The sequence below is a fragment of the Lactivibrio alcoholicus genome (genome assembly GCF_055390895.1).
This window is the reverse complement of sequence record NZ_AP042471.1, coordinates 3183387-3197164: the sequence shown is the minus strand read 5'-3', so window position 1 is coordinate 3197164 and position 13778 is coordinate 3183387. Positions and strand designations below refer to the sequence as shown.

Below are 13778 nucleotides of genomic sequence, written 5' to 3'. Positions count from 1 at the left end.
ATTCGGCGCCACATGCTTCTCCCGGGTCATGCGACACCGCACCGTCGCCGGTATCACACTCTCCTGATTTCCGGCCTGTATTCGCTGTCCAGAAGGGAGATCAAGTCGTCGATCGACATGCTCCCCAAATCTCCCTTCGTCCTGCATCGCGGAGCGACCGCCCCGTTCGCGACCTCTTTCTCTCCGATGACGACCATATAGGGCATCTTCAGAACCTGGGCGTCCCGTATTTTCTTGCCGAGCTTCTCGTCACGAACGTCGACTTCGGTTCGGATGTCGTGCTCCAGAAGGAGCTCCTGGACTTTCTTCGCGTACGGGAAGAAGTTGGAAGCGATCGGAAGGAGCTTGACCTGCGTCGGAGCGAGCCAGAACGGGAACGCGCCCGCGAAGTTTTCGATGAGAATCCCCATGAAACGTTCGAGGCTCCCGTATATGGTCCTGTGCAGCATGACCGGACGATGCTGCGCCCCATCCGACCCGATATAGTTCAGGTCGAATTTCTCGGGCATCTGGAAATCGAGCTGAATCGTTCCGCACTGCCATGTCCGTCCGATGCAGTCTTCGAGGTGGAAGTCGATCTTCGGACCGTAGAACGCCCCGTCGCCCGGATTGACCGTGAACGGCGTCCCGGATTCCTCGAGTGCCTCCCTGAGCGCGCTTTCGGCGACGTTCCACTGCTCTTCCGATCCCATGGAATTTTCAGGACGAGTGGACAATTCCACATGGTACGGGAATCCGAAGACGTCGGTGTAGATATAGCGGCACAGGTTCATGATGCCCTTGATCTCTCCCTTCACCGTCTCCGGCGTGCAGTACAGATGCGCGTCGTCCTGGGTGAAGCAGCGGACCCTCATCAACCCGTGGAGCACTCCCGAGCGTTCGTGACGATGGACGATACCGAGTTCGGCCATCCGGAGCGGCAGATCCCGGTAGCTTCTGATCTGCGTCTTGTAGACCAGGATTCCCCCGGGACAATTCATCGGCTTCACCGCGAACGGACGTTCGTCGATCTCGGTGAAATACATGTTCTCCCGATAGTGGTCCCAGTGCCCCGACTGAATCCAGAGGCTCCTGTCGAGAATCAGCGGAGTCCGGATCTCGGCGTAGCCGTTTTTCAGATGCATCTTCCGCCAGAAATCGATGATCGAATTCATGATGACCATTCCCTTGGGGTGAAAGAACGGGAATCCGGGGCCTTCGCTCTGAAGGCTGAACAGATCCAGTTCGACGCCCAGCTTGCGATGGTCACGGTTTCTGGCCTCCTCGAGGCGCTTCAGGTGCGCGTCGAGTTCCTTTCTGTCGGCAAAAGCCGTTCCGTAGACACGGGTGAGCATAGGGTTCTTCTCGTTTCCGCGCCAGTAGGCCCCCGCGACCGAGAGGAGCTTGAAGAAGGGAATGTACGACGTGTCCGGGACGTGAGGTCCCCGGCAGAGATCGACGTAATCCCCCTGGCGGTAGAGCGAGACGGCTTCATCTTCGAGATCCGAGAGAAGCTCGACCTTGTATGGATCGCTCCGTTTCCTGAAAAATTCGATCGCCTCGCTCCGGGGCATCTCGACGCGATCGATCGGAAGACGTTCCTTCACGATCCTCCGCATCTCCTCTTCGATCGCCGGGAACGCTTCCTCCGATATCGGCGCCGGCAGATCCATATCGTAGTAGAATCCATCCCTGATGCTCGGCCCGACTCCGAAATGCGTTCCGGGATACAGGTTCTGGACCGCCTGCGCCATCAGATGCGCCGTCGAATGACGGATGATATCGAGCCCCTCTTCGCTGTCGGCGAATATCGGGGAGAGAACACCCTCGCGTTCGATAACGGTTTCGAGGTCGACGGCGGCTCCGTCGAACTTCGCCGCAACGGGTTTTCCAGAGACTCCGAGAGCCCTGAGAAGTTCCCCGGCTTTTTTCCCCGCTTCCGCAGCCTGCCCCTTTTCGTTCCGTACCAGTGCCATGTGCGAGACCCCCCTGAAAATAAGATACGGCCCACATCGCTCCATGGAGACGACGTGGGCCGTATCGCGGTTCCACTCCATTTCCGGTTCGTCACCGGCACTTGCTCCGCTGTAAGGGGCGGACCCCGGCGCCTTGGCGAAAGTCGTCCGTTTCGGCGCCGGCTCCGGGGTGGTCTTCCGGCGGGATCGCGTGGAACGCCTTTCAGCCTCTGGGCATTCCTCTCTGTCCGGTCACTTTCGCCGTACTTTCCCCTTCATCGCCACTGGTTCCCGATTATTGCGCGTTATTATGCCCCGATACGAACGTTCTGTCAACGTCCCTATTTTACGCCGGAGCTCCCGAAGCCCCCTTCTCCCCTCTGGGTCGGGGAAACTTCGTTTTCCTCGACCCAGAGGACACTCTCGGTCCGGGCAAGTATCATCTGTGCGATCCGGTCTCCGCGCGCTATCGCGAAGGGTTCGCGACCATGATTGATGAGAATGACGCGGATTTCCCCGCGATAATCGCTGTCGATGGTTCCGGGCGCGTTCAGGACGGTGACGCCATGGCGCAACGCCAATCCGCTCCTCGGCCGCACCTGAAACTCGTACCCTTCGGGGATCTCGACGAGAAGTCCCGTTCCTATCGTCACCCGTTCCCCGGGCAACAGAACGTGATCCTCGGCGGAACGCAGATCCATCCCCGAAGAGAACGGCGTTTCGTAAGCCGGAAGAGGAATATCCGCCGCGTTCTCCCTCCGCACAACCTTCACGGAGACGTGGTTCATCTCTGGCGATCTCTCCCGCCGTCGCCGGAGCGTCTCCGCGGACCATCGGAACCGGGACGTCTGTCGCCGCCCCTGCGCTCTCCTCCGCGTTCTCCGCCGCTCCGGTCGCCGGGTGCGGGCGAGGGAATCCTGGAGATCTCCTCCTCGCGGACCTTTTCGGCTTCGAACGCGTCGCCGAAACCCGCGTCCCGGACCTTCTGCTCCTGATCGAGAAGCCGTTTGCGCGTCAGGTTCACGCGGCCCATATCGTCGATCTCCTTGACCATGACGAGGACGCGGTCGCCGATCTTGAAAACGTCGTCCGGCTTGGGGATGCGATGCGTGCTCACCTCGCTGACGTGAAGGAGCCCCTCCTTGCCGGAAACGCACTCCACGAAGGCACCGAAAGCGAGCATTCGCGTAACGGTCCCGTAGTACATTTCTCCGGCTTCGAGTTCCTTGGTGAGCCCTCGGATGATCGACGCGGCCTCGTCGACCTGCTCCTGGCTCGGTCCGCAGATGTACACCTCGCCATTATCCTCGACGTTGATCTTGACGCCCGTCTTCTGCGTGATTCCCCTGATAACCTTTCCTCCCGGGCCGATGACATCCCTGATCTTTTCAGGATCGATCGTCGTCGTGAATATCCTCGGCGCGTTCGGAGAGAGTCGCGCGGGAGTCGAAATGGTTTCTTCCATCCGGTCGAGAATCTGCATCCGTGCTTCTTTCGCCTGCGACAGCGCCTGCTCGAGAATAGAACGCGTTATTCCTCCGGCCTTGTTGTCCATCTGAAGGGCCGTCACGCCCACTCTGGTCCCGGCGACCTTGAAATCCATATCGCCGTAGTGATCTTCGAGCCCCTGAATGTCCGTCAGAACCTGAACCTTGTCGCCTTCCTTGATGAGCCCCATCGCGATCCCGGCGACGTGTCGCCTGATCGGGACTCCGGCACTCATCAGGGACAGGCTGCCGGAACAGATCGAGGCCTGCGAACTGGAGCCGTTCGACTCGAGGATGTCCGAGACGACGCGCATGACATACGGGAACTCCGTTTCGTCGGGAATCACCTGCCGGAGCGCGCGTTCGGCGAGGGCGCCGTGACCTATTTCACGGCGGCCGGGACCTCGCATCGGCCTGACTTCGCCAACGGAGAACGGCGGAAAGTTGTAATGGAGGATAAACCTCTTCGCCGGCTCGTCGGCCTTGAGTCCGTCGAGGATCTGGTCGTCCATTCCGATCATGCCGAGCGTCGTGACACCGAGGGATTGCGTCTCTCCGCGCGTGAACAGAGCGGAGCCGTGTACTCTCGGAAGGACACCGACCTCGCACGATATCGGACGAACCTCGTCCATCCTGCGTCCGTCGGCGCGAATCCCCTCGTCGAGAATCACCGAACGCATCGACGTCTTCACCATCGATTCGATCGCGTTCGCGATATATTCGTCGCTCTCCGCGAACCGGTCCTCGAAATACTCGAGCGCTTTCGTCTTCGCATCTCGGATCGCGTCGTTCCTCGGTTTCTTTTCATGAATCTTCACGGCTTCGTAGACCGTTTTCCCGAGTTCCCGCCGCATCCATTCGTCGATTTCGGGAATGCGCTCCGGTTTCGGCAGCACAGCTTTTTCCCTGCCGATTTCCTCGCGCATCCGAAGCTGCAGGTCGACGATCTTCCGGATCTCGCGATGCGCCATTTCGAGGGCGTCGATCAGGACTTCCTCGGACAATTCCCTCGATCCGGACTCGACCATCGTAATTCCGTCCGCGTGCCCCGCAACGAGAAGGTCGAGGTCGGACGTCTCCATCTGCTGTTCCGTCGGGTTCACGACGAGAAGGCCGTCGATGCGCCCCATCCGGACGGCTCCGACGGGACCGTTCCACGGAATATCGGAAATCGTCAGGGCAACGGAGGCCGCGTTGATCGCCAGTACGTTCGGAAGATAGACCTGGTCGACTGCAAGAACCGTCGTCACGACATGGACGTCGTGGCGCATATCGTCGTCGAAAAGCGAGCGAATCGAACGATCCACGACCCGTGCGCTCAGGACAGCGGTTTCCGAGGGACGACCTTCTCTTTTGATGAACCCTCCGGGAATTTTCCCCGCCGAGTAGAATCGTTCCTCGAAATCGACAAGCAGCGGGAAAAAGTCGATCCCCTTCCGCGCCGTTTCCGCGATACATGCGGTCGTCAGAACGATCGTCTCGCCGTATTGCGCCATGACCGCGCCATTCGCCTGTCTGGCGACGTTGCCGGTCTCGAAGACGAGCGTCTCGGCTCCGATATCCAGCGTATACCTCTTATGCATGTTTCAGCCTCCTCCAGAATCCATTCATCCGATTTTATGCAGTGTCAAGGATACCACAACACGACGAAAAAAAAGTGCGGGGGCGTTCGCCCCCGCACGGAACATTCTTGCGCCTTCTCAGTGTCTCAGTTCGAGGCGTTCGATGAGCTTCTTGTAACGACTGAAATCCTTATCCTTCAGGTAGCGAAGAAGTTTCCGGCGCGTTCCGACCATCTTGAGCAGGCCGCGCTGGGAATGGAAGTCCTTCGTGTGCTGCTTCAGGTGCTCCGTGAGGTCACGGATCCGTCTCGTCAGCATCGCGACCTGAACCTCGGGCGATCCCGTATCGGAACCGTGCGTCTGGTATTCCTGGATAATCGACTGCTTCACATCTTTTTCAAGCATCAAACTCACCTCATAAACAGAATCCCGAAGACCCAGAACGCTCAAACGGGCGTTCCGAGTGATGGGTCAGGAAAGATAGTAGCATTCCGATCCGCGTTTTGCAAATGCGGTCATCCGGAGCGGACGAAGATGGAGAATAAAAAAATGTAGCAAGAATCTAATGTTGCACTCGACATTGGATTTTGAATGTGCTTTAATGATCCGAGGATCTAAGAATCGATTCACGCGTTGCCCGAGGAGGATTCACGATGTCACTGCTTATTGTCGAGGACAACAAGGATCTCGTCCAGGTACTTGCGGAGGGATTTGCGGAAAACGGGTTTTCCGTGGAGAGTGCGTACTCCGGAGAAGAAGGACTGGAGAAAACACGCGAATCGGATGTTGAATGCATCGTCCTCGATCTCATGCTTCCGCAAATGAGCGGACTCGAGATGTTGCGGAAAATGCGGGAAGAGGGCAACGCGACGCCCGTCATCATCCTCACTGCCCTCGACAGCGTGGAAGACAAGGTCGAGGGACTGAACAGCGGAGCCGACGACTACCTCGTCAAACCGTTCGATTTCAGGGAATTGCTTGCCCGGGTACGGACACTCGTACGACGGAGTTCGGACCAGCAACGCCCGATCCTGAAATGCGGCGGCCTCGTTCTCGACCCCGTCGCGCGCGAGTGCCGCGTGGACAATGTGGTCGTTCCGCTGAGACGACGCGAGTTCGATATTCTGGAACTCCTCATGCGATACGAAAACCAGGTCTTCTCCAGAGAGCGCATCATCACTCACGTGTGGCAGAAAGAATATGACGGAACGAGCAACGTCGTCGACGTCCATGTGAAGTACCTCAGGGACAAACTCAGAAAGGTCGGATACGATACGCTGATCGTCACGGTCCGGGGCGTGGGGTATAAGGTCAACTGTCCCGCCTACAATTAAGCGAAGCGGGGGAGGTTCGGAACGTCCCGACTCGCTCCGAACCGGAAGAGAGGAAGGCTGTGTTCGGGAACTTTTCGTTCGCAGAGACACTTGTTCTTTCTGTTTCCATCACGACAGCCATCCTGGCGGCGGCTTTCTGGACTTTGTCTCCTTTTATCGCGACTCTCCTGGGATGCGTCTCTCTTTCGGGACCTACGTCGCTCTTTGCGTATCGCGCAGGCCGCAGGACCGTTGTACGTTCGTTGTTCGCGCTCTTTGAAACGATGCGTATTCCCGTTGCGGAACGCCCTCCTTTGAACGAAGACACTATCCCGGCCGATCTGCGATCCTTCTCAAGCGAACTTCATTCGCTCGTCACCCGTTTCGAAAGCCGCGAAGCGCAACTGAAGCAGCTCTCCGCCGATACAAGTCACGAACTCCGCACACCTCTCGCCGTTATCAAGGGCAAAGTGGAAATCATGCTCTCCAGGGAGCGGGATCCTTCCTACTACAATGCCCGCCTCGAGGAAATTCTCTTCCACCTCGAATCCATGCAACAGATTGTCGATTCGATTCTGGAGCTCTCCCGTCTTTCTTTCATGGGGTCATCCGAATGGAAGGAACAGGTCGATCTTCTGCTCGCCGCCGACGAGGCATGTCAGTTCGTCTCGTATCTCATATCGGGCATACGAAAGCAATCGCTTTCCAGGAGTCTCGATTTCGCGCCGACGTTCGGCAATCATCCCCTTTTGATCCGGATGATCGTCAACCTCATCGAAAACGCGAGCAAGTTCACTCCCGAAGGAGGAGAACTCGGTGTCGACTCGGGGCATGACCTTTCGAAGAGCGTCTCTTTCGTGCGGATCTGGGATCACGGCAAAGGAATGGACGAGTTCGCCATACGAAGATGCCGTGACCTGTTCTGGCGAGGGGACGCGTCGCGTTCATCATCCGGGTACGGTCTCGGACTTTCTCTCGTGCAAAGGGTCGTCGAGATCCACGGGGGAGAGATGGAGATCGAATCGGCACTCGGGAAAGGCAGCTCCTTCACGGTACTCTTCCCGCTGGATACGGTTTCTCTTTCCGATTACGACGCATGACCCCCGAGACGCGAAGGGTCCGGCTTTTTCTGCCGGGCCCTTCGCGTCTCGGTTGAGATTGTCTTCCCGCCCGTTCGGATCGGATCGCTTACTTTTCGAGTTTGAGGGACAGGAAAAACGTTCGACCGTCACGCAACAGAAGCAGAACCACCGAATCTTTCTTCGTCGAAATGTTTCCTATCTGCGACGGGTCGGAAACCTTCACTCCGTTGATTTCGAGAACGACGTCTCCTTCGCGGATTCCCGCCCGCGCCGCAGCGGACCCCTCCTCGACGGACGTGACGACAACTCCGTCACGCCCCCTGATCCCATAGTTCTTCCGATGCTCCTGAGTGATCCTGCTGACTTCGACGCCGATCTTCTTGAGCACTTCGGTTCCGCCGCTTTTCTCGTCTTCACTGGATCCGGAAACCTCAGAGAGAGTCACGGAAACCGACATCTGTTTTCCCTGCCGGATCAGAGTGAGCGAAACAGTCTCGCCGGAATTGAAGTTCCGAATCTTCGTCACGAGTTCCTGGGAACCCTCGATTTTGTCCTTGTTGACCGCGATGATGACGTCGCCCCGACGAAGTCCCGCCTTGTCCGCAGGGGAATCCGGCATTACGTCGCTCACAACGGCTCCCTTTTCCTCCGAGACGCCATACGCCTGCGCGAATTCCTTCGTCAGCGGCTGGATGTAAACTCCGAGCCACCCTCGACGGACCTTGCCGTACTGAACGAGGTCGTTCATGACCTGTTTGGCCATGTTGACCGGAACCGCAAACCCGATTCCCTGAGCGTACGGCACGATCGCCGTGTTGATCCCGATGACCTTTCCGTCGAGCCCGATCAGCGGACCTCCGCTGTTTCCGGGGTTGATGGCCGCGTCAGTCTGGAGAAACCCGTCGAAGTTGACGTTCTCGGCGTGAATGCTCCGGTTTTTCGCCGAAATGACGCCCACCGTCACGGTATGTTCGAGGCCGAACGGATTTCCGATCGCGACGACCCATTCTCCGACCTCCGACTTGTCGGAGTCACCCATTTCCAAAACCGGAAGGTTCGTTCCGTCGACCTTGATGATCGCGAGATCGAAGGTCGGATCGCGTCCGAGAATCTTCGCATCGAGGGTCCTTCCGTCGGACATCGTAACAGTGATCTTGTCGGCGCCCTCAACGACATGATTGTTCGTGAGGATCTTCCCGTCCGCCGAAACAATGAATCCCGACCCGCGGCCCTTCATCGGAACCGTCCGGGAAAAACGCCGGAACTCCTCTCCGAAGAAACGGCGGAAGATCGGATCGTCGGGGAACGGTGAATAATTTCGCGTCACCATCGCCTCGACGTCGATATTGACGACCGACGGAGAGGCTTCTTTCGCTATCCTGGCTATAGGATTGCCCGTTAAAGCATCCTGCGCGGCGGCGGCGCCCGCAAACGCGAACAAGGCCGCAGCCGCAACCGCAAAGAGCGCAGATCTGTACCTCAATGACCGTTTCATTGGTATCACCTCCGTGAAAGTGCCCCTATTCTATCGCGCGACACGCAGGATACATCGTATGATTCACCGACCGAAGCCTCAGCGAAGGTTGGTATTCGTCAAAAAAAAGACGTCCGGAACTCCGGACGTCCTCATCGAACCGATCGAATTCAAATCGCGTCTCTCATCTCAGTCCTGATCGTCGAACCGTCGCGTCCTGCGTGCGTTCACCGGCCAGACGACGACCTTCCTCGCCGGAGCCTCGCCGACGGATCTCGTCTCGACTGAAGCATCGTCCTTGAGTGCGATGTGGATGATCCGGCGTTCCCAGCTCGTCATCGGTTCGAGATACGTGGGCTTTCCACGACGGACAGCCTTTCTGGCCGCAGATTGAGCCAGTCGCTGAAGACTCTGCTCGCGGCGCACACGATATCCGTCGCTATCCAGCCGGATTCTGGGACTTTCCTCATCACTCCGCTCGGTCAGATTGACAAGGTACTCCATCGCCTTCAGTGTTTCACCGTACTTCCCTATAACGACCCCGGCATCCGGTCCGCTCAGGTTGATGCGTTCCTCCGGCGTCACGGTGACATCCACGTCGAGCTGCATTCGCGACAGGATCTCGGAAATGCTCCGCTTCCCGCGAAGGATGACCAGCGGAATTCGCGGACGCACTTCGACGCGAAGCTTCCTGCCGAGAAGGCCGAAAAAGCTTTTTTCCTCCTCCAGAACCTTGACGACCACGTCTTCCTGAGACACGGACCATTCGGAAGCCGCACTTTTCGCGGCATCGTCGACGGAACCGACCTCAAGGACGAGGAGTTCCTGATCGTTCACGGAATCATCCCTTTCTCAAACCGTCTCGCAGCGAAGCGCCGGCCTACCGGGTTATACGGGTTTATCCTTGTACAGAACGGGTTTTTCCTGCATTTCGCGGGCAGTCTGGCGCGTCACTCGAACCTGATGCACGACCCCCATGACGGATGACACTCCCCAATACAGGAGAACGCCACCGGGAAGAGAAATGCAAATGAACGTGAGAAACAACGGCATGAACCAGTTCATCATAGCCATCTGCGGGTTGCCGGAAGCGCTCAGCTGCTGCTGGTACCACGTCACGAAACCGATGCCTATCAGGAGAAGCAGGTTGGGAAGATACAGGGCGACATTCGCAAGTCCCGCCGGATTCGCGACAATCGCGTTCACGATCGACATGACGCCTATCTCTGCCGTGGGGATTGCAAGACCGAGGGCTTTTCCCATCGTCGACAGCACCGTTCCGTCGAGACTGACCCCGAGGAACGACACTCCCGTAAAATCATAGGAAGTCAACACACGGAAAAGCAGGATGAACACCGGAAGCTGCACGAGAAGCGGAACACACCCCGCGGCCGGATTCACCTTGTTTTCCTTGTAGAGAGCCATAACCTCTCTGTTGAGCGTCTGCTTGTCGTCCTTGTACTTCTCCTGAAGGACCTTCAGACGCGGCTGAAGCTTCTGCATCTTCTGCATGCTGACCATCTGCTTCTGCGTCAGGGGATGCAGAAGCGCACGCACGATCAGGGTCAGAAGAATGATCGCGACGCCCCACGATCCCGTCAGGGAGTGAAGCATTTCCATTGTTTTCATCATGAGGTCTCCGGCACTGTTCCAGAGAGAACCCATATCACTCACCATCCTCGCTCTTGTCTCGAATTTCGGGAACAGGATCATACCCTCCCGGATGCCACGGCCCGCACTTCGCGAGCCTCAGGAATCCGAGCCATATTCCTTTGAAGCAACCGAAACGCTCTATAGCCTCGAGGGTGTATTGGGAACAGGAGGGAAAAAACCTGCAGTTATTTCCCAGAAACGGTGACACCCATCGTTGATATCCGCGAATCAACAGCATACACACGCGCGTCGCAACCGTCACGAAACCATCTTTTCCTCCGGATCGAACAGCGGCGGATACCCCGGAATCAGCGTGTCGACGCAATCCGCCCTTTTGAGAATCTCCTTCAGATCGTCGAACACATCCCTCGCACTGGCCCTCAGTCCGTCGTGCCGGAGAGACGCGACAATCAGCACCCCCGGCCGGATCCATGGAAGCAGGCGACGGAACGCCTCACGGAGAATCCTGCGTCCGCGGCTCCGGACGACCGCGTTTCCCTGTCTTCGTCCGACCGCGAAGCCGATCTTCGTTTGCGGCGACTGTTCGCGAAGAAACAACAACCGCACCAGCTCGCCGCGAATGCGAATGCCGGTGCGGAAGACACGGTCAAATTCCCATGTTTTTTGCAGTCTCGCCGAACGGGGGAAGCAACGCGACAAAGGGATTACACCGTAAGCCGTTTTCTGCCCTTTGCCCTCCTCCTCCGAAGGACATTCCTTCCACCCGCAGACGCTGAGCGGGCGAGGAACCCCATTTTGCGCTTCCTCGGTCTGTTGTGAGGCTGAAATGTCTGTTTCACGAGCACACCTCCCGGATGTGAAAAAAGGACACAAAAGAAGCTGGCCCTCGGGGTCAGCCACGATACTATATCACAGGGATCCGGACGCGGCAACGTTCTTCGGAGAAATGCGCACTCTGAGGCGTCGGCATCTGACCTGAGGCAACGAAGCGAGAATTCCCCAGTCGGGTCTGTCGAGAAGCCGCGAATCCATAATGACGACTCTTCCCCTGTCGGACGCGCTTCTTATGAGTCGCCCGACGGCCTGTCGCAGAAGGAGCGTCGCCATCGGAAGCGTGAAGGCCATAAACGACCGTCCCGATTCGAGATCGTTGCGGGCACGGACAACCGGATCGGAAGGGTGCGGGAAGGGGATCCGGTCGATAATGACCTGCGTCAGACTGTCACCCGGAACGTCGATCCCCTCCCGGAAAGAGACGCTTCCGATGAGAACCGACGTCTTGTTCTCCCGGAATTTTTCGAGAAGTTCCTTTCGCGGCAGAGTTCCCTGAACGAGGACGTCATATTCGCGCCGTTTCGTCGTCATCCGTGCTGCGACGGCTCCGAGAAGACGGAAAGAGCTGAGGAGGATGAGCGTCCGTCCTCCGTTTTCGTCGCACAGATGTTCGATGATCCGGCTCGTCGCGGCGTCGTATCCTTTGTCCCTGACCTCGTACCCCGAGTCGACGATGAGAAGCTCCATCTGGTTGGGCAGATCGAAAGGGCTCCCGACGCGGAGAAGCTTCGAAGGTTCGATTCCCGTCTCTCGACACCAGAATGAAGGCTGATTCCCGTGAAAAAGCGTCGCGGAGACGCAGACGACGCTCTCCGGCTCGCTGCGTCCGATAGCCTCGGATACGAGCTTGTCGCATCGTATCGGCGCACAGGCGCATCCTCGCCCTTCGCGCCAGAAGGTCCATTCCGGATACCGTTCGAGAGAAAGGCACCAGAGCAACGAGTCGCGAATTTCCCGGATTTCCTCGAACCACGCGGATACCGACGCCGCGTTCGCGTTATCCGCAGTCCCCTCGAACGTACCGTTCCTGTAATCCTCGTCGCATGTCCGCAACCTGCCGCACAGCGACTCGAGGCGTTCGGCGAGCAATTTCCCGCGTGCGGACCAGTCCGCGTCGCTTTTCGGGAGACACTCTCCGTCGGGACACAACAGCTCGGTCCTGTCGCCGAAGGCTCGCGCCTCGTTTCTCGCTTCGTCCGCGTCCGCCTGCAATGCATCCGTATCGATCCCGTTCCCCCGCAGGAATTGATTCAGCGGTCCGGGTTTCCCGCGAAGAATCCGGACCAGATCCTCCGGCGAGTACGAAACGGTCGCGACGGACCGCGCGGAATCAGCCATCCTGTGCGCCTCGTCGCACAGCAGGACGTTGAATGGAATCGGAAACGGCTTTCCCGCCTCGAGGATATACGAGAAAAACAAATGATAGTTCGCGACCACAACCTGCCACTCCTGGGCTCTTCTGAGCTGCGCGAGGACGAAACATCTGTCGCGTTCCGGACAGGCCGAACCGATGCACCCGCGCCCCGACGACGCGATCGCGGACAGTACCTGATTATGCTGATCGAACGAAAGTTCCGAGAGATCTCCGGTCTTCGTGGAATCGATCCAGGAGAGAACCGTCCGGGACGCCTCGCCCTCGTCGCCGAACGAGAGGAATCCATCTCCGCCGAGTTCCCTGCACCGACGGAGACAGGCATAGTTTCCCCTCCCCTTGAGAAGTCCGTACGTCACCTGACGTCCGAGGATCGTTTCGATCGACGGGATGTCCTTCGATACCAGCTGTTCCTGAAGCGGGATACTCCCCGTGAGAACGAGGATCCTCTCGTCCTTCGGGATACAGTGAAGCAACGCGGGGACAAGCAGTGCGAACGTCTTCCCGACTCCGGGCGGCGCCTCGGCAACGAGGACCTCGCCTCCTTCCGCTTCGATCGTCTCCCATACGGCCGTCGCGAGCTCGCACTGTTCCTTTCTGTTCTCGTACCCCGGAAAACGGGATGCGACCACCCCGCCCGAACCGAAGATCTCATTCATATCCATTCGTGCGTTCACCAGAGGCCTTTCTGCTTAATCCCGGTGGATTCTCTTGCGGACGGAACTCCGGGCATGCTAGAATGTTATGCGTTTTGCAGGGAGGAGGTGACGTTCGTGCCGAACAAGAAGTCAGCGGAAAAGCGGATGCGCCAGAGCGAAAAGAACCGGCTCTATAACCGTTACTGGACGACAAGATGCAAAACCGCCGTCAAGAAAGTCCTTGAAGCCGTCGAGAGCAAAGACACCGAACTCGCTGCAAAGCGATTCGATGTTGCGCAGGGTGTTATCGACAAGGCTGTCGTCAAAGGGGTCATGCATCACAACACCGGGGACCGCAGAAAGTCGATGCTCGCGAATCGTTTGAAGCAGCTTGGCGCACAGCCCGCAACGACACGGAACTAGTTTCCCCCGGAGAACTCCGATTGCGCAAAGGATCGCAGCCATGAA

14 protein-coding genes are annotated in these 13778 nt (G+C 58.0%); 3 read left to right on the top strand and 11 right to left on the bottom strand.

Translation table 11 applies throughout. The features are described 5' to 3' along the window. Positions 1-53: 53 nt before the first annotated feature. From thrS to rpsO, 4 genes are all read right to left on the bottom strand, one after another. Complete coding sequence (gene thrS, locus ACZ5IU_RS14780; protein ID WP_464418667.1) at positions 54-1955, bottom strand: threonine--tRNA ligase; 1902 nt, start codon at positions 1953-1955, stop codon at positions 54-56. 320 nt (positions 1956-2275) lie between these two features. Continuing rightward, the gene (dut, locus tag ACZ5IU_RS14775) at positions 2276-2722 is read right to left on the bottom strand and encodes a dUTP diphosphatase (protein ID WP_464418665.1); all 447 of its coding nucleotides are present in this window, start codon (positions 2720-2722) and stop codon (positions 2276-2278) included. Next, on the bottom strand, positions 2719-5004 hold the full coding sequence (locus ACZ5IU_RS14770) for a polyribonucleotide nucleotidyltransferase (protein WP_464418663.1): 2286 nt from the start codon (positions 5002-5004) through the stop codon (positions 2719-2721). The genes dut and ACZ5IU_RS14770 overlap by 4 nt, the downstream gene beginning before the upstream one ends. A gap of 117 nt (positions 5005-5121) precedes the next feature. Further along, positions 5122-5388, bottom strand: coding sequence for a 30S ribosomal protein S15 (gene rpsO / locus ACZ5IU_RS14765; protein WP_464418661.1), 267 nt, complete (start codon positions 5386-5388; stop codon positions 5122-5124). 248 nt (positions 5389-5636) lie between these two features. Between rpsO and ACZ5IU_RS14760 the strand changes: the two genes are divergently transcribed. Together ACZ5IU_RS14760 and ACZ5IU_RS14755 are read left to right on the top strand one after the other, a co-directional pair. Next, complete coding sequence (locus tag ACZ5IU_RS14760; RefSeq protein WP_464418659.1) at positions 5637-6317, top strand: response regulator transcription factor; 681 nt, start codon at positions 5637-5639, stop codon at positions 6315-6317. Positions 6318-6610: 293 nt separating this feature from the next. After that, a complete protein-coding gene (locus ACZ5IU_RS14755; protein ID WP_464418657.1) occupies positions 6611-7396 on the top strand; it encodes a sensor histidine kinase in 786 nt (261 codons plus the stop codon). Positions 7397-7484: 88 nt separating this feature from the next. On the opposite strand, the gene ACZ5IU_RS14750 is transcribed toward ACZ5IU_RS14755, so the two are convergent. The 7 genes from ACZ5IU_RS14750 to ACZ5IU_RS14720 all read right to left on the bottom strand — a co-directional run bounded on the left by ACZ5IU_RS14750 (position 7485) and on the right by ACZ5IU_RS14720 (position 13337). Then, a complete protein-coding gene (locus ACZ5IU_RS14750; RefSeq protein WP_464418655.1) occupies positions 7485-8873 on the bottom strand; it encodes a Do family serine endopeptidase in 1389 nt (462 codons plus the stop codon). Between the two features lie 168 nt (positions 8874-9041). After that, positions 9042-9689: an RNA-binding cell elongation regulator Jag/EloR gene (gene jag, locus ACZ5IU_RS14745; RefSeq protein ID WP_464418653.1), complete on the bottom strand. Its 648-nt coding sequence runs from the start codon at positions 9687-9689 to the stop codon at positions 9042-9044. 51 nt (positions 9690-9740) lie between these two features. Further along, positions 9741-10517, bottom strand: coding sequence for a YidC/Oxa1 family membrane protein insertase (locus ACZ5IU_RS14740; RefSeq protein ID WP_464418651.1), 777 nt, complete (start codon positions 10515-10517; stop codon positions 9741-9743). 1 nt (position 10518) lies between these two features. After that, positions 10519-10743 (bottom strand): membrane protein insertion efficiency factor YidD, encoded by a 225-nt coding sequence (yidD, locus tag ACZ5IU_RS14735; RefSeq protein WP_464421944.1) that lies wholly within the window; start codon positions 10741-10743, stop codon positions 10519-10521. Between the two features lie 20 nt (positions 10744-10763). Next, positions 10764-11165 (bottom strand): ribonuclease P protein component, encoded by a 402-nt coding sequence (rnpA, locus tag ACZ5IU_RS14730; protein WP_464418649.1) that lies wholly within the window; start codon positions 11163-11165, stop codon positions 10764-10766. 5 nt (positions 11166-11170) lie between these two features. Beyond that, complete coding sequence (gene rpmH / locus ACZ5IU_RS14725) at positions 11171-11260, bottom strand: 50S ribosomal protein L34 (RefSeq protein ID WP_464421941.1); 90 nt, start codon at positions 11258-11260, stop codon at positions 11171-11173. A 115-nt stretch (positions 11261-11375) separates the two neighbouring features. Next, a complete protein-coding gene (locus ACZ5IU_RS14720; protein WP_464418647.1) occupies positions 11376-13337 on the bottom strand; it encodes an ATP-dependent DNA helicase in 1962 nt (653 codons plus the stop codon). A 108-nt stretch (positions 13338-13445) separates the two neighbouring features. Here ACZ5IU_RS14720 and rpsT point away from each other — a divergent pair, with 108 nt between their 5' ends. Beyond that, the gene (gene rpsT, locus ACZ5IU_RS14715) at positions 13446-13733 is read left to right on the top strand and encodes a 30S ribosomal protein S20 (protein ID WP_464418645.1); all 288 of its coding nucleotides are present in this window, start codon (positions 13446-13448) and stop codon (positions 13731-13733) included. Positions 13734-13778 lie beyond the last annotated feature (45 nt).